Here is a 14,926-nt window from a genome sequence, read left to right as displayed (position 1 = left end):
GCGAATGAAGTCTAGGGCAGTTTTACCACTTTGTGGTAGGTTTGATAGGATATTTTTTGTCGCAATTGGCTGGGTTGCAAGGCTTCGCCATTCCAGCAAAAAGTGTGATTTGGCTCAAGGCGGTCATTAGCGAAGCAAGCCAGATAAAAAGGCAATTCTGCGGTGAAGAATGCTTCGCCCTGTGGTGCGTGGAGGGTGTGCAAACGGTATTCATCGGCGAGATGCTCCACTTCCGATAATTTCGCAATGCCCACGCCCTGTGATTTCAACAAGGCTTCGCGTAAGCACCAAATTTGATAGAACGCTGTTTTCTTATCAGGCTGTTGGCTGAACCATTGCTGTTCTTGTGGGGAAGCAAAATGGGCGAGCAAGGCGGTATAGTCCCGTTCTCGCTGTGGAAATTCGATGTCAATTCCCACCGCACTTTCTTTTGTGCCTTCCCCGACTTTCAAGATCACGGCTACCCACTCGCCAGAATGACTGAGATTAAAATCAATATTCGGTGTTGCAAAGTGCGGTCGTTGCGTTGAGCTGTATTGGATGTCCGCTAAAAGTGCGGTAGGAATTTTCGCCATTTTTGCTAATTGCCATAATAGAAAATGTGCCACCCAACGACAGCAATAACGTTGTTGCAAACGCGGTTGAGCGGGCGGGGCTTGACGCAATTTTTCCGTTAATAATTCAGCGGGAAGATGTGGGAAAGGGTAAGACTGTTGGCTATTTCCCCACGCAATAAAAATACTCATTCGGATATGACTCTGTCTTTGGATTACGCGGGGAAAGCCCTATTGCAGAAAACGGGTTAAACGTGAGCGGCAAAACTGTTCTTGTTTTTCTAAAGAACGTCCTGTAAATTCTTTTTGATATTGAAAAAAATCTTGTTGCAATGCTTGCAATTTTTCCGCTGGTAAGCTAGCAGTGGCAACATTTACGTCTAAAATCTGAAAATACGTTTGGCAGCTATTCGCCAATTTCGGCTGATTAACCACTGAGCTACACGCCGATAACAATAAGCTGATGACGACAATAAATTTTTTCATACCCTTCCTTCTTTGAATAAAAAATAAGCGTTGCCCACAGACAACGCTTTCTATTCTAACTGAATTTATTAAGATAACAACTCATTTACACGCTTAATAAAGGCGGTTGGGTTTTCTAAGGAACCTCGCTCTGCTAACATCGCCTGCTCCAACAGAAGCTCAATCCAGTTGGCAAACTGATCTTCATCTGCCATATCTGCCACTTTTTTCACCAATGGGTGGTTTGGATTGAGTTCAAAGGTGTATTTCACCTCAGGCACAGGCTGTCCGCTCATCGCGAATAATTTCGCCATTTGCGTAGTCATTTGATCGTTATCCGTTGAAACCACCGCTGGTGTATCCGTTAAACGATGAGTTAAACGCACTGCTTTCACTCGCTCACCGAGCAAACTGCTTACGCGTTCAATGAATGAGCCAAAGGCTTCATCTTGTGCTTTTTGCTCTTCTTCCGCTTCTTTGTCCGCTAAGTCGCCTAAATCTAGATCGGACTTGGTGATAGGCTGCAATGGTTTGCCATCAAATTCGCTGAGATAGCTCAACATCCATTCATCAATACGATCAGAAAGCAACAATACCTCGATACCTTTCTTATTAAATAGCTCTAAGTGCGGACTGTTTTTCGCCGCAATGTAGCTGTCTGCGGTGATGTAATAAATAGCTTTTTGCCCCTCTTTCATTCGTGCCACATAGTCTGCCAATGAAACGGTTTGTTCACTGCTGTCCGTATGAGTTGAGGCGAAACGATACAAGCCCGCAATTTGTTCACGGTTCGCGAAATCTTCTCCAACGCCCTCTTTCAACGCCAAGCCAAATTCTTTCCAGAATTGTAAATATTGCTCTGGATTGTCTTTGGCTAATTTTTCCAACATTTGCAACGAACGTTTGGTTAAGGCTTTACGCAACGCCGCAGTAACTTTGTTATCTTGCAAAATTTCACGCGAAACATTGAGCGGTAAATCATTGCTATCAATTAAACCACGCATAAAACGCAGATAATTCGGCATAAACTGCTCGGCATCGTCCATAATAAACACGCGTTGCACATAGAGTTTTAAGCCTTTTTTGTGATCGCGGTTAAACAGATCCCAAGGGGCTTTTGACGGTACATAAAGCAAGCTGGTATATTCTTGATTTCCTTCCACTTTATTGTGTGCCCACAGTAGCGGATCAGCAAAATCGTGGCTTAAATGTTTGTAAAACTCTTTATATTCTTCATCAGAAATTTCGCCTTTTGAACGCGTCCACAGGGCTTGGGCTTTATTAATTTTTTCCCATTTCACGCCTGTTTCTTTGCCCTCATCATCGTATTCCTTGCTCAAAATTTCTACTGGCAAGCCAATATGATCGGAATATTTGCTGATGATTTCACGCAAACGCCACGCGTTGGCAAATTCTTTTTCCTCATCACGCAAATGCAAGGTGATTTCTGTACCACGATCTTTCTTCTCAATATCGGCTACGGTATATTCACCATCGCCATTAGATTCCCACAACACGCCTTGATCGGCTGGCACACCAGCCGCACGGGTTTTCACCGTAACTTTATCCGCCACAATAAAAGCGGAATAAAAGCCCACCCCAAACTGCCCGATAAGATGGCTGTCTTTCGCTTGCTCCGCCCCAAGTGCGGTCAAAAATTCTTTTGTTCCTGATTTCGCAATCGTCCCTAAATGATCGATCACCTGCTCACGCGTCATACCAATGCCATTATCACTGATGGTGATTGTGCCTTTTTCTTCATCAAAACTGATGCGAACTTTTAAATCCCCATCACCCTCATACAATTCAGGGACAGAAAGGGCTTTAAAACGTAATTTATCAGCTGCGTCAGAAGCATTAGAAATTAGCTCACGCAAAAAGATTTCTTTGTTGGAATAAAGGGAATGGATCATTAATTGAAGCAACTGCTTTACTTCAGACTGAAAACCACGGGTTTCTTGATTTTTGTTCATATTCTTGTCCTCTTAATTTAGATGAAATGTTATATAGGAATTAAATTTGAAATTTCAACAGAGGAAAAACGCATTATTAAATAAAAATGCAAATTTTTTTCATAAAAAAAGTGCGGTTGAATGATCTGCCCCCAAAAAGTTAGACTATATTCTAATTTCATTCAAGGACTGAGTTCTGTATTCCACAGGGCTTAGTCCTTTGAGCTTCACTTGAATACGCTCATTGTTGTAGTAATGAATGTACTCGTGAATCACTTTTTCAAGCTGTTCAAAGGTTTCAAACCGCTTGCCAAAGTAACATTCCGTCTTCAATCGCCCGAAAAATCTTTCCATCGCACCATTATCAAGGCAATTGCCTTTTCTCGACATACTTTGCGTAATACCGTGTTTTTTCAATATCTCTCGATAACCCATCATTTGATACTGCCACCCTTGGTCGGAATGCAGTATCGGTTTTTCCCCCGCTAATCGGTTCACCGCCTGGGTCAACATTCTGGTTATCTGCTCAAAATTCGGACTTCTCGCCACATCATAAGCAATAATTTCGTTATTAAACAAGTCTTTAATCGGCGATAAATACACTTTGCCTTCCGCACATTTGAACTCGGTGATATCCGTTACCCACTTCTCATTCGGCATCGTTGCCGTAAAATCCCGTTGCAACAGATTATCGGCAATGTGTCCCACTTTGCCTTGGTAAGAACGATATTTTTTCTGCTTACTTTTTCCTTTTAACCCCAAACGTTGCATTATCGCTTGCCCCCTTTTGTGGTTGATAATCAAGTATTTCCTTAATTCCAAGGTAATTCGACGATAACCATAATTTTCGTCATTTTTGCGATAAATTTCCTCTATTTTCTGTGAAATCGCTACATTTTTATCCGACTTTGGCTTGAGATGATAAAAGAACGAACTGCGTGCCAATCCGATTAGCCTGAGTAACAATTCCAACGGGAAACGCGAGCGTAAGGCATTTACGATGACGGCTTTTTCTGCATTTTTTGTTGGTTGAGTTCCTGCAACTTTTTTAGCATTGCATTCTCCGCTTCTAATTCCAAAATTCGGTAACGCAAGCGTTCTTCTTCTGTTTTGGGCGTTGGTGGCATTTTAGGTGAGTTGAGTTTCATACTTGGACGACCTTTAGGTTTGAGTAATAACCCATCTATACCTTGTTTTTCAAAGCGTTGCAACCATTGACTAATTATCCCTGAACTGGGGATATCAAAGCGAAAGCAGGCGGCTTCAGCGGAGCACTGGCCTTTTTTGATAGCTTGAATAACCTTTAATTTAAACTCAACAGAATAACATCGTTTTTTACCTAACACAGCTAATCCATTGATTCCATTATGATTAAATTTCGCAATCCAACGTGCTAACGTGCTTTGGGGAAGCTGAAAATACTGGCGAGTAAGCGAACGGTTTTTTCCATTTTGATGATAAAAGTCGAGCACTTGTTGTTTGAAACGTTGAGTATATTTAGTCATAAAAAATCTGCACCTTAATCAGTTGGTTATTTAGTCCAACTTTTGGGGTGCAGATCACTTTTTTATTATGCGGTTAATTGTTTTAAAATACGGCGTACTGGCTCAGCCGCACCCCACAATAATTGATCACCTACAGTAAAGGCTGCGAGATATTCAGGTCCCATCGCTAATTTGCGTAAACGCCCTACTGGCACGCTTAATGTGCCTGTTACTTTAGCAGGCGTTAATTCACGTAAGGTGGTTTCTTTATCATTTGGAATCACTTTCACCCATTCGTTGTGAGAAGCCAAAATTTGCTCAATTTCGTCTAATGGTAAATCTTTTTTCAACTTAATAGTGAAAGCTTGGCTGTGGCAACGTAATGCACCGATACGCACGCATAAACCGTCCACTGGGATTGGATTGTCGCTTAAACCTAAAATTTTGTTGGTTTCTGCGTAGCCTTTCCGTTCCTCTTTGGTTTGCCCTGTTTCTGGCAATAATTTGTCAATCCAAGGGATTAAGCTACCAGCAAGTGGGGTGCCAAAGTTATCGATTGGGAAAGAAGCATCACGCATTTTTGCTGTTACTTTGCGTTCAATGTCTAAAATTGATGAGGCAGGGTTGCTCAATTCAGCGTTTACAGACGCTTCCAATTCGCCCATTTGCACCAATAATTCACGCATATTTTTCGCACCTGCACCTGATGCGGCTTGGTAAGTTGCAACGGACACCCATTCCACTAAATCACGCTCAAATAAGCCACCCAATGCCATTAACATTAAGCTAACGGTGCAGTTACCGCCAACGAAGGTTTTCACGCCATTTTTTAGCCCTTCGCTAATCACATTTTGGTTTACGGGGTCAAGCACGATGATCGCGTCTTTATCCATACGCAATGCAGAAGCAGCATCTATCCAATAGCCATTCCAGCCTGTGGCTTTTAATTTTGGATAGACTTCGTTGGTGTAATCACCACCTTGACAGGTAACGATAATATCTAATTTTTGTAATTCAGCGATGTCAAAGGCATCTTTTAACACGCCAGCATCTTTACCAGCAAATACAGGCGCTTTTTGACCTGCTTGTGAAGTGGTGAAAAAGATAGGGTTGATGTTAGCGAAATCATTTTCTTGTTGCATACGATCCATTAGCACTGAGCCAACCATTCCACGCCAACCGATAAAACCTACGTTTTGCATAAATTTTTCCTTATAGATAATGTTGTGTTGAAAAGAGAATACTGGTGAAATGAGGTGAGCAATTTTATGATTAATGATGCTCACTTGCTAGCTCATTACACCAACTATTCGCAAAGGATTTATTACGTTAAATCGTAGGAAAAAACCTACAAGATAGCTTCTCCAAAAGCAAGCCTTTTTCTAAAAAAAGTTGAGTGATATTGATCTTTTTATAAAAATAGGATATTTCATCTACAATTTATTCTTTGGTTGGCGACGTTTTCCAATATTTTTTTGATCTTTATGACGTAGTTTAGCTTTTTTCTGTTGTTCATTTTTTTTCTTATCATCGCGTATTTTTTTGAGACGAGCTTTTTGCTTTTTACTCACTTTTTTTACTTCACCGTCTTTAGGGGCTTTTGTTCTTGGTTCTAAGCCTTCAATAATGCGAGGTTTAAGCAATTCCTCAGTATAACGCTTAATTTTGCCGAGCAGTTTATAATCGTGGGCTTCTACGAAAGACACCGCCACCCCTTTTTTGCCAGCGCGGGCGGTGCGTCCGATGCGGTGTAAATAAGTGTCTGCGCTGTAAGGCAAATCCATATTCATCACGTGGCTGATGTCATCAATATCAATCCCACGCGCCGCCACATCGGTGGCAACTAGCACGGTTACCACACCGTTTTTGAGTTTATCAATAGCATTATTGCGTTGCGTTTGTGCCATTTCCCCTTCTAAATAGGTACTGCGAATGCCACGTTTACGCAAGATGTCGGAAAGCTCTCGCACGGTTTCACGGCGGCGAACGAAAATGATGCCCTTGCTCACCTTTTCCTGCTCAATAAAACGAGCGAGCAATTTCACTTTATGCTCATCGCTGTCTGCGTGATAGTACCATTGTTGGATTTTTTTACGCTCACGGCGACTTGGCTCTGCATCAATTTGCACAGGGTCATTGAGTAATCGCCCTGCAAAATCCATTAGCAATTCCCCTTCCAATGTGGCAGAAAACAGCAAGGTCTGTTTACGCCAGCGCGTTTCGGCAGCGATTTTTTCCGCATCTTGCCCAAAGCCCATTTGCAGCATACGATCCGCTTCGTCAAAAATCAGAATTTCTACCGCGCGACAATCAAAATTTTCTTCTTGAATATATTGCAGCAAACGCCCCGGCGTGGCGACCACTAAATCTTGGTTGCTGTTAAACACTTCACCGTGGTTTTGATAGGCCACACCGCCTGTGATGGTGGTAATATCAAGGTTGGTAAATTGCGCTAATTGCTCCGCTTGCTCCGCCACTTGCATCGCTAACTCACGGGTTGGGGTGAGAACCAACACTCTTGGCGTACCGAGTTTACGGCGTGGATTATCTAGCAAATGTTGCAAGGCAGGCAATAAGAAAGCGGCGGTTTTCCCCGTACCCGTTGGGGCTGAACCTAGCACATCTCGCTCCGCCATTGCCGCTGGAATGCTTTCCAACTGAATGGCGGTGGGGCGTTGGTAGCCTTTTTTCGCTAAGGCTTTTAATAATTCTGGGGCGAGATCCAATTCTTCAAATTGTGCTAAGTTCATATTTATTGTTACTATTAGGAAAAAATTAGTGCAGATTATACCGCACTTTGAGGGCAAAGTGCGGTCAATTTTTGGGAAGTTTATGGCAAAGAAAAATCAAGGCTTTCACTTTAAGCAGTTTCAGGTTAATCATCATCGCTGTGCGATGAAAGTGGGAACAGATGGCATTTTGCTTGGCGCTTGGGCAGATATTCAAGGGGCAAAAAACCTTTTGGATCTCGGCACTGGCACGAGGTTAATTGCGTTAATGTTGGCACAACGCACGGCACAAGATTGCCATATTAGTGCGGTAGAACTTGATAATGCCGCGGCAGAACAGGCGCAAGAAAATATTCAGGCTTCCCCTTGGGCTGAGAAAATCTCGCTATATCAAATGGACATCGAAAAATTCGCACAAAATCCACCGCACTTTTTTGATTTAATTGTGGCTAATCCGCCCTATTTTGAACCTGCACAGGCTTGCAAAAACGCACAACGTGATCTGGCGCGCTATACCCTTGAACAAAGCCATAATGACTGGCTCAATGTGGCAGCACAATGCTTAAATGAACAGGGTAAAATTCAATTTATCCTGCCTTATGAAGCTGGAAAAATCTTGCAAAAAACCACCGCACTTTATTGCACGGAGCAATGCGATGTGATCACAAAAATTGGCAAGCCACCACAACGAATGTTACTCACTTTTCGTAAACTAGCTGAACCTATGCAATATTCACAACTGATTATTTATGACGAAAATAATCAATATCACCCTGACTTTGTGGCACTGACGAAAGGGTTTTATTTGAAGTTTTGAATAAAAAACCTAGCACAAACGTGCTAGGTTGGAGAGATTACTCCGCAAATTCGTCCAACATATCTAAGGTTGGGACGAAGAAAAGCGTGCCGGTGCGGGTGCGGCTGAAATCAAGCAAGCGGTCGTAATTGCCTGCTGGATTGCCGATAAACATATTATTTAACATTGCTTGCACGGTGCTAAAGGTGTTGGAATAGGCAATGAAATAAGTTCCCACTTCGCCGTTAGCAGAAAATGGCATATTGTCGCGAATGACTTTACGATCATCGCCCACATTGGCTAAGGCACTGTGGCTGTTAGCTGGCTTGGTGTCGTCGTCCATTTCAATGTCATCTGCTTTAGAGCGGCCGAACACTTTTTCTTGCTCGCTTAATGGCAGCGCGCGCCACGCTTGCATATCGTGAACATATTTTTGTACGAATAAATAGCTACCGCCTTGGTAAGCTGGGTCTTCTTCCCCTACAGTACCGAATAAGATGCGGTCTTCTGGATCGTGCGGATTTTCTGTGCCGTCCACAAAGCCAAGAATACTGCGTCCGTCCCAGTAGCGGAAGCCTTGAATATCCACCACACATTTTGCCACATCGTGTAATACATCGGTGATGTTTTGTGCAATATCAAAGCAGTAGCTTGGTTGATCGCAACGGATATGGAAATGCAAATCGCCACGGGTTGCCACAGCAGTATATTTTGCCCCTTTAATTGGCTCAAAAGGGGCAAGCTCTTTTGGCAACGGCTGTGGTAAATCAAGGCGTAACCACGCATCGTGTCCAATGCCCATTACTACGCTGGCTTTGGCATCAGGAAAACGGGTTTTTGCTGAGTTATTAAGATTGCCAATTAATCCGCAAAGTTGTTGGAATACGGGTTTTACGTCGATATTATCGTGAAAATTCCACACCATAAAAATGGTGTTTTTGTTTGGTTCATCAAGAACATTTTGTAAAGCAGCCATAATATTTCCTTTCTATTTGTTGAGAGTGTGTTTATTTGTTATCTATAAGTTTTGATTTTATAAGAAAATTATAAATACCATCTTCCTCTATACGATCGGTAATGTGAGAGGCGACCTTTTTCAATGAGGTATGTCCATTTCCCATTGCAACGCCAACACCTACTGAATTTAACATTTCTATATCGTTAAGACCATCACCAAAAGCCATAACATTTTCCATTGTTAAACCTAAGTGATGAATAATTGCTTTAATTCCTCTGGCTTTTGAGCCTTCAGAATCAAAAATATCTACGGAGTTAGGATGCCAGCGTACAGTTTTTAAATTATCTAAGATATGTGCATTCTCAATAAGGTTATCTTGAGTATTAGAATAGAATGCTAAAATTTGGAAGACTTCATTGTTTTTAAAATAATCTTTTTCTACGTGATAATTCGTTGTAATGGGATCGAGAGCTTCTTTTAACTCAGATGTAATGTCTGATACACAAATTTTATTATTCGATACAAAAGCATAAACAATGTTATTTTTTTCAAGAAAATGCGTTAAATTTTGTATTTTTGCTGTAGAAATGGGATGTTTTTCAATGAGTTGATTTTGATATTCGACATATTGCCCATTCATTGTAATAAAAGTATTAAGGTTTTCTAACTTTATAAGTTTATTAATTTTTTCTGGGAAACTACAGCGGGCTCTTCCTGTTGCTATACCAACTAATATATTGTTTTCTCGGAGTTTTTTTATCGCAAGTTGGGTGCTTTCGGGAAGATAATTCGTATTTTTTGAAAATAGCGTTTCGTCAATATCAAAAAATACGGCTTTTATCTGTTGTTGATAGTTTGGGATAGACATTTAATTGCCTCGCATTCATATTCTTATGTTATAAAAAGTTAAATAATTTCTTGTATAGATTAATTGAATTTACTATGAGCTAAGCTATCTTCATTTTTCCAGTTTATCATACCTGACTATCTACTACAGCCACAATGTTTTTATGATGAGAGAATCAAAGCCTCTCTGAATGGTTTTTTATACTTTTAGATATGGCTTAAAGTAAAATAGGCAAGCAATTAGCTCACCTACGTTCCAATTTAGTAATTAAACGATAAAAGGTTTTTATTTAACGAGAAATATCTAAACAAGGCTGAATTTTATTTAGCATTTCTTTCACTAAACGTGCAGGAGCGGCGACCACGTTGCCTGAAGTTAAATAGCTGTGTCCGCCTTCAAAATCAGTGACTAAACAACCTGCTTCGCGGGCGATAAGATCACCTGCTGCAATATCCCAAGCTTTCACGCCCATTTCAAAGTAGCCATCAACACGGTTGGCTGCCACATAGCACATATCTAACGCTGCTGAACCTGTGCGGCGGAAATCAGCGACACCCCCTTCACTCACTAAGGTGTTCATAATAGCAAATTGGGTTGGCATTGCGGTTGTTTTTTTGAATGGGAAACCAGTGGCTAAGATTATGCCTTGTAATTCACGCTTGATGTTTTCTGCACGCAGGCGAAGCTCGTTAATTTTCGCACCCTGTCCGCGTGATGCGGTGAACAGTTCGTTGCGGATAGGATCATACACCACGCCCACTTCTGTTCTGCCTTTCACACGAACGGCAATAGACACAGCAAAGTGCGGTAACCCTTTCACGAAGTTTGTCGTACCATCTAGTGGATCAATCACCCATTGTACATCACTATCTTTGCCCTCTAATGCCCCACTTTCTTCGGTAATAATCGTATGGTCGGGGTAGGCTTTTCTAATCACATCGATAATCGCCGCTTCTGAGGCTTTATCAATATTAGTAACAAAATCATTGGTACTTTTTGCGACAGTTTGAATATCATCACGGCGTTCATAGCCTTTAACAATAATATTGCCCGCTTTTCGTGCCGCACGAATAGCGATATTTAACATTGGATTCATATTTCCACCAGATTTTAAAGAACATCATTTAAGGGCGGGAATTATAGTGATTTTTTAAGCAAAAAGCGAGAAAAACCCTGTTAGGCGTGAAAAATTTTCCTATTTCTGACCGCACCTTGTGGGTATTGTGTTAGAATATCCACAATTTATAGTCAGTTAATTTAGAAGATAAGATGTTAGATCGTTTTCGCATTGTGCTAATCGAAACTTCTCACAGTGGAAATATCGGTTCAGCCGCACGAGCAATGAAAACAATGGGGCTAAATCGGCTCTATTTGGTTTCACCAAAACAAGGCATTGATGAGCAGGCACTTGCCCTTGCCGCGGGGGCGGATGATGTGGTGAACAATGCGGTAATCGTAGAAAGTTTTGATGAAGCGGTAGCAGATTGCGAATTAGTTATCGGCACAAGCGCCCGTTTACGCCATTTGCAAAATACTTTGCTTGAGCCGCGTGCCTGTGCGGAAAAAGCGATGAGCTACGCGACGGCACAACGTCAAGTTGCTATCGTTTTCGGGCGTGAACGTATTGGGTTAACCAACGATGAATTATTAAAATGCCACTATCATTTAACCATTCCTGCTAATCCTGATTATTCTTCGCTGAACTTAGCAATGGCAGTGCAATTGATATGCTATGAATTGCGGATGGCTTGGTTGGAAGAACATAAAAAAGACGTGGATTTATCACTTTCATCAATAGAAAGCACCTATCCAACTGCACAGGAATTAGAATACTTTTTTACCCATACAGAACTCCTCTATCAGCAACTAGGATTTATTCAAAATCAAGGTGTTATGCAAAAATTAAGACGTTTATATCTGCGTGCCGAAGTGGAAAAAAATGAATTAAATATCCTACGCGGAATGCTAAGTGCGGTAGAAAAAAAGTTCGGATCTGAGCGTGGAATAGTTGACTAATTTAGATGGTTATGTAAGATAGCCCCATTATTTTTTGACAAGGAAAAGGAAGATGAAATTAACATCAAAAGGGCGTTATGCGGTTACTGCGATTTTAGACATTGCATTAAACGCGGAAAATGGCCCCGTTAGCCTCGCCGATATTTCGGAAAGACAACATATTTCCCTTTCCTATTTAGAGCAATTATTCGCCAAGCTCCGCCGCCACGGTTTAGTTAAAAGTGTACGAGGACCGGGTGGGGGTTATCAGCTTGGGCAACCCAGCAGTCAAATTTCCATTGCGATGATCATTGCCGCCGTGAATGAAAATATCACCGTTACCCGTTGCCTTGGCCAAGCAGATTGCAAAGGTGGCAAAGAATGTTTGACCCACTCTTTATGGGAAGAACTAAGCAATCGAATTGAAGATTTTCTAAATGAGATCACTATTGCCGAGCTTGTTGAAAAACATCATAAACGGCATCATCGCCATAAAGATTTCGACAATTTAGTGATGCTGAATGACAAACTATAACGCAAGATTTGCCGCTGATGGCAATCAAAGTGCGGTATAAATTTTATGTATTTTTTAGGAGTGTAGAATGAAATTACCTATTTATTTGGATTATGCGGCAACTTGCCCTGTGGACGAGCGTGTCGCGAAAAAAATGATGGAATTTTTAACCATCGAAGGCACCTTTGGGAACCCCGCGTCCCGTTCTCATAAATTCGGCTGGCAAGCAGAAGAAGCCGTTGATGTGGCGCGTAATCACATTGCGGATTTAATCGGTGCGGATAGCCGTGAAATCGTGTTTACGTCAGGCGCAACAGAAGCCGACAACCTTGCCATTAAAGGGGCTGCCCATTTTTATCAAACCAAAGGCAAACACATTATCACTTGCAAAACCGAGCATAAAGCGGTGTTGGATACTTGCCGTCAATTAGACCGTGAAGGCTTTGAAGTTACCTACTTAACACCAAAATCAGACGGTTTAATCAACTTAGAAGAATTAAAAAATGCAATGCGTGATGACACCATTTTAGTGTCGATTATGCACGTGAATAATGAAATCGGCGTGATCCAAGATATTAAAGCCATTGGCGATCTATGCCGTGAACGCAAAATTATTTTCCACACTGATGCCACCCAAAGCGTAGGTAAATTACCGATCAATTTAGCGGAACTGAACGTGGATTTAATGTCAATGTCGAGCCACAAACTTTACGGGCCAAAAGGTATCGGGGCATTATATGTTCGCCGTAAACCGCGTGTGCGTTTAGAAGCGATCATTCACGGTGGTGGCCACGAACGTGGTATGCGTTCAGGTACATTGCCTGTTCACCAAATCGTGGGAATGGGCGAAGCCTATCGCATTTGTAAAGAAGAAATGGCAACTGAAATGCCACGCTTAAAAGCATTGCGTGATCGTTTGTATAACGGCTTAAAAGATATTGAAGAAACCTATGTGAACGGTTCAATGGAACACCGTGTGGACAACAACCTAAACATCAGCTTCAACTATGTGGAAGGTGAAAGTTTAATGATGGCATTGCGTGATATTGCTGTTTCATCAGGTTCAGCTTGTACTTCAGCCAGCCTTGAGCCGTCTTATGTGTTGCGTGCTTTAGGATTAAACGATGAGCTTGCACACAGCTCAATCCGCTTTACTGTGGGACGTTACACCACTGAAGAAGAAATTGATTACACCATCAATCTGGTGAAAGGTGCGGTGGAAAAATTAAGAGCATTATCGCCATTATGGGATATGTTCAAAGAAGGCATTGATCTTAACTCCATTGAGTGGACTCACCATTAATTTAGCAAAAGGAACAAAAAAATGGCATATAGCGAAAAAGTAATTGATCATTATGAAAACCCTCGCAACGTGGGTTCGTTTGACAAAAAAGATCCCACCGTTGGCAGCGGAATGGTGGGTGCGCCTGCTTGTGGCGATGTAATGCAACTGCAAATCAAAGTAAACGATGACGGCATTATTGAAGATGCCAAATTCAAAACTTACGGCTGCGGTTCAGCCATTGCTTCAAGCTCACTTATCACTGAATGGGTGAAAGGCAAATCTCTTGATGAAGCCCAAGCCATCAAAAATAGCCAAATTGCGGAAGAATTAGAGTTGCCGCCAGTGAAAGTGCATTGCTCAATTTTGGCAGAAGATGCCATTAAAGCCGCCATCACCGACTACAAAGCCAAACGCGGCGAATAATTTAGGCAAATAAAAGTGCGGTAAAAGCTGACCGCACTTTTCATCATTTTGTGGAGAAAGTTATGGGCGTAACATTAACAGAAAGTGCAGCCAATCGGGTGAAAACCTTTTTAGCCAATCGTGGAAAAGGTATTGGTTTACGGTTAGGTATCAAAACTTCAGGCTGTTCAGGCTTAGCTTATGTTCTTGAATTTGTCGATACTCTCAACGAAGACGATCAGGTGTTTGAAGATCACGGTGTAAAAGTGATCGTTGATGCCAAAAGTTTAGTTTATCTCGAGGGAACGCAGTTGGATTTCGTCAAAGAAGGATTAAATGAAGGCTTTAAATTCAGCAATCCGAACGTTAAAGATGAATGTGGCTGTGGCGAAAGTTTCAACGTTTAAGAGAAGCCAGCAATGAATAATCCTTTTGCACTCTTTGATTTGCCTGTGGCATTTTCTCTCGATCAAGCCCAACTGAATACCCGTTATTTGGCATTGCAAAAATCTTTGCACCCCGATAATTTTGCTCATCGTTCCACACAAGAACAGCGTTTGGCAATGCAAAAATCGGCGGAAGTGAACGATGCCTTGCAGATCTTAAAAGATCCTATCGCCCGTGCTGACTGCATTATCGCCCTCCATTTGGGCAACCAAAATGGGGAAGAAAAAACCAATCAGGATATGGCATTTCTAATGCAACAAATGCAATGGCGAGAGCAACTTGAAGACATCGAGCAAGCCCAAAACACCACCGAGCTTGAAGCCTTTCGCGATGAGATCGAACAACATCAGCGTGAAATTCTGGCTCAATTAAGCACCGCACTTTCCGATCAAAATTGGGAACAGGCACAACAGCTCACCGATCGACTGCGTTTTATCAAAAAATTATTGCTTGAAGTGGAACGCATTGAAGATAACTTAATGGATTTTTAAAGAGAAA

Annotated in this window: 16 protein-coding genes; 7 read left to right on the top strand and 9 right to left on the bottom strand. The window is 41.8% G+C overall.

Annotated features, from left to right (window positions below; translation table 11 throughout):
• Positions 1 to 11: 11 nt before the first annotated feature.
• From DXZ23_RS13385 to srmB, 6 genes are all read right to left on the bottom strand, one after another.
• On the bottom strand, positions 12 to 746 hold the full coding sequence (locus tag DXZ23_RS13385) for a 4'-phosphopantetheinyl transferase family protein (RefSeq protein WP_017805137.1): 735 nt from the start codon (positions 744 to 746) through the stop codon (positions 12 to 14).
• Positions 747 to 785: 39 nt separating this feature from the next.
• On the bottom strand, positions 786 to 1,040 hold the full coding sequence (locus DXZ23_RS13380; protein ID WP_017805138.1) for a hypothetical protein: 255 nt from the start codon (positions 1,038 to 1,040) through the stop codon (positions 786 to 788).
• 68 nt (positions 1,041 to 1,108) lie between these two features.
• Positions 1,109 to 2,992, bottom strand: a complete 1,884-nt coding sequence (gene htpG / locus DXZ23_RS13375) for a molecular chaperone HtpG (RefSeq protein ID WP_021723894.1) — start codon at positions 2,990 to 2,992, stop codon at positions 1,109 to 1,111.
• A gap of 144 nt (positions 2,993 to 3,136) precedes the next feature.
• A protein-coding gene (locus DXZ23_RS13370) for an IS3 family transposase (protein ID WP_114995542.1) occupies positions 3,137 to 4,476 on the bottom strand; the annotation gives its coding sequence in 2 pieces (ribosomal slippage) (positions 3,137 to 4,026 and positions 4,026 to 4,476; 1,341 coding nt in all).
• A gap of 65 nt (positions 4,477 to 4,541) precedes the next feature.
• Positions 4,542 to 5,657 carry an aspartate-semialdehyde dehydrogenase gene (gene asd / locus DXZ23_RS13365; RefSeq protein WP_017805142.1) on the bottom strand — a complete coding sequence of 372 codons (1,116 nt, stop codon included), beginning with the start codon at positions 5,655 to 5,657 and terminating at the stop codon, positions 4,542 to 4,544.
• 231 nt (positions 5,658 to 5,888) lie between these two features.
• Positions 5,889 to 7,205: an ATP-dependent RNA helicase SrmB gene (srmB, locus tag DXZ23_RS13360; RefSeq protein WP_017805143.1), complete on the bottom strand. Its 1,317-nt coding sequence runs from the start codon at positions 7,203 to 7,205 to the stop codon at positions 5,889 to 5,891.
• A gap of 82 nt (positions 7,206 to 7,287) precedes the next feature.
• Here srmB and DXZ23_RS13355 point away from each other — a divergent pair, with 82 nt between their 5' ends.
• Entirely contained in the window at positions 7,288 to 8,001 is a 714-nt protein-coding gene (locus DXZ23_RS13355; protein WP_017805144.1) for a tRNA1(Val) (adenine(37)-N6)-methyltransferase, read from the top strand.
• Between the two features lie 37 nt (positions 8,002 to 8,038).
• On the opposite strand, the gene DXZ23_RS13350 is transcribed toward DXZ23_RS13355, so the two are convergent.
• The 3 genes from DXZ23_RS13350 to suhB all read right to left on the bottom strand — a co-directional run bounded on the left by DXZ23_RS13350 (position 8,039) and on the right by suhB (position 10,881).
• Entirely contained in the window at positions 8,039 to 8,956 is a 918-nt protein-coding gene (locus DXZ23_RS13350) for a Dyp-type peroxidase (protein ID WP_017805145.1), read from the bottom strand.
• A gap of 31 nt (positions 8,957 to 8,987) precedes the next feature.
• Positions 8,988 to 9,806: a Cof-type HAD-IIB family hydrolase gene (locus tag DXZ23_RS13345; protein ID WP_017805146.1), complete on the bottom strand. Its 819-nt coding sequence runs from the start codon at positions 9,804 to 9,806 to the stop codon at positions 8,988 to 8,990.
• A 268-nt stretch (positions 9,807 to 10,074) separates the two neighbouring features.
• Entirely contained in the window at positions 10,075 to 10,881 is an 807-nt protein-coding gene (suhB, locus tag DXZ23_RS13340; protein WP_035695630.1) for an inositol-1-monophosphatase, read from the bottom strand.
• A 173-nt stretch (positions 10,882 to 11,054) separates the two neighbouring features.
• Between suhB and trmJ the strand changes: the two genes are divergently transcribed.
• From trmJ to hscB, 6 genes are all read left to right on the top strand, one after another.
• On the top strand, positions 11,055 to 11,801 hold the full coding sequence (trmJ, locus tag DXZ23_RS13335; protein WP_017805149.1) for a tRNA (cytosine(32)/uridine(32)-2'-O)-methyltransferase TrmJ: 747 nt from the start codon (positions 11,055 to 11,057) through the stop codon (positions 11,799 to 11,801).
• Between the two features lie 52 nt (positions 11,802 to 11,853).
• Positions 11,854 to 12,315: a Fe-S cluster assembly transcriptional regulator IscR gene (gene iscR / locus DXZ23_RS13330; protein WP_017805150.1), complete on the top strand. Its 462-nt coding sequence runs from the start codon at positions 11,854 to 11,856 to the stop codon at positions 12,313 to 12,315.
• 67 nt (positions 12,316 to 12,382) lie between these two features.
• Positions 12,383 to 13,597, top strand: a complete 1,215-nt coding sequence (locus DXZ23_RS13325) for an IscS subfamily cysteine desulfurase (RefSeq protein ID WP_017805151.1) — start codon at positions 12,383 to 12,385, stop codon at positions 13,595 to 13,597.
• Positions 13,598 to 13,618: 21 nt separating this feature from the next.
• Positions 13,619 to 14,002 carry a Fe-S cluster assembly scaffold IscU gene (gene iscU, locus DXZ23_RS13320; RefSeq protein ID WP_017805152.1) on the top strand — a complete coding sequence of 128 codons (384 nt, stop codon included), beginning with the start codon at positions 13,619 to 13,621 and terminating at the stop codon, positions 14,000 to 14,002.
• A 62-nt stretch (positions 14,003 to 14,064) separates the two neighbouring features.
• Positions 14,065 to 14,388: an iron-sulfur cluster assembly protein IscA gene (gene iscA, locus DXZ23_RS13315; protein ID WP_017805153.1), complete on the top strand. Its 324-nt coding sequence runs from the start codon at positions 14,065 to 14,067 to the stop codon at positions 14,386 to 14,388.
• A gap of 12 nt (positions 14,389 to 14,400) precedes the next feature.
• Entirely contained in the window at positions 14,401 to 14,919 is a 519-nt protein-coding gene (gene hscB / locus DXZ23_RS13310; RefSeq protein WP_017805154.1) for a Fe-S protein assembly co-chaperone HscB, read from the top strand.
• Positions 14,920 to 14,926 lie beyond the last annotated feature (7 nt).

Origin of the sequence: Avibacterium paragallinarum (genome assembly GCF_900450705.1) — a bacterium.
Lineage (GTDB): Bacteria > Pseudomonadota > Gammaproteobacteria > Enterobacterales > Pasteurellaceae > Avibacterium > Avibacterium paragallinarum.
This window is presented reverse-complemented; position numbering and strand designations above follow the sequence as displayed.

Excerpts from the sequence above, each read along its gene's own strand:
- DXZ23_RS13385 (WP_017805137.1), bottom strand. The coding sequence starts at position 746 with ATGAGTATTTTTATTGCGTGGGGAAATAGCCAACAGTCTTACCCTTTC.
- DXZ23_RS13380 (WP_017805138.1), bottom strand. The coding sequence starts at position 1,040 with ATGAAAAAATTTATTGTCGTCATCAGCTTATTGTTATCGGCGTGTAGC.
- htpG (WP_021723894.1), bottom strand. The coding sequence starts at position 2,992 with ATGAACAAAAATCAAGAAACCCGTGGTTTTCAGTCTGAAGTAAAGCAG.
- asd (WP_017805142.1), bottom strand. The coding sequence starts at position 5,657 with ATGCAAAACGTAGGTTTTATCGGTTGGCGTGGAATGGTTGGCTCAGTG.
- srmB (WP_017805143.1), bottom strand. The coding sequence starts at position 7,205 with ATGAACTTAGCACAATTTGAAGAATTGGATCTCGCCCCAGAATTATTA.
- DXZ23_RS13355 (WP_017805144.1), top strand. The coding sequence starts at position 7,288 with ATGGCAAAGAAAAATCAAGGCTTTCACTTTAAGCAGTTTCAGGTTAAT.
- DXZ23_RS13350 (WP_017805145.1), bottom strand. The coding sequence starts at position 8,956 with ATGGCTGCTTTACAAAATGTTCTTGATGAACCAAACAAAAACACCATT.
- DXZ23_RS13345 (WP_017805146.1), bottom strand. The coding sequence starts at position 9,806 with ATGTCTATCCCAAACTATCAACAACAGATAAAAGCCGTATTTTTTGAT.
- suhB (WP_035695630.1), bottom strand. The coding sequence starts at position 10,881 with ATGAATCCAATGTTAAATATCGCTATTCGTGCGGCACGAAAAGCGGGC.
- trmJ (WP_017805149.1), top strand. The coding sequence starts at position 11,055 with ATGTTAGATCGTTTTCGCATTGTGCTAATCGAAACTTCTCACAGTGGA.
- iscR (WP_017805150.1), top strand. The coding sequence starts at position 11,854 with ATGAAATTAACATCAAAAGGGCGTTATGCGGTTACTGCGATTTTAGAC.
- DXZ23_RS13325 (WP_017805151.1), top strand. The coding sequence starts at position 12,383 with ATGAAATTACCTATTTATTTGGATTATGCGGCAACTTGCCCTGTGGAC.
- iscU (WP_017805152.1), top strand. The coding sequence starts at position 13,619 with ATGGCATATAGCGAAAAAGTAATTGATCATTATGAAAACCCTCGCAAC.
- iscA (WP_017805153.1), top strand. The coding sequence starts at position 14,065 with ATGGGCGTAACATTAACAGAAAGTGCAGCCAATCGGGTGAAAACCTTT.
- hscB (WP_017805154.1), top strand. The coding sequence starts at position 14,401 with ATGAATAATCCTTTTGCACTCTTTGATTTGCCTGTGGCATTTTCTCTC.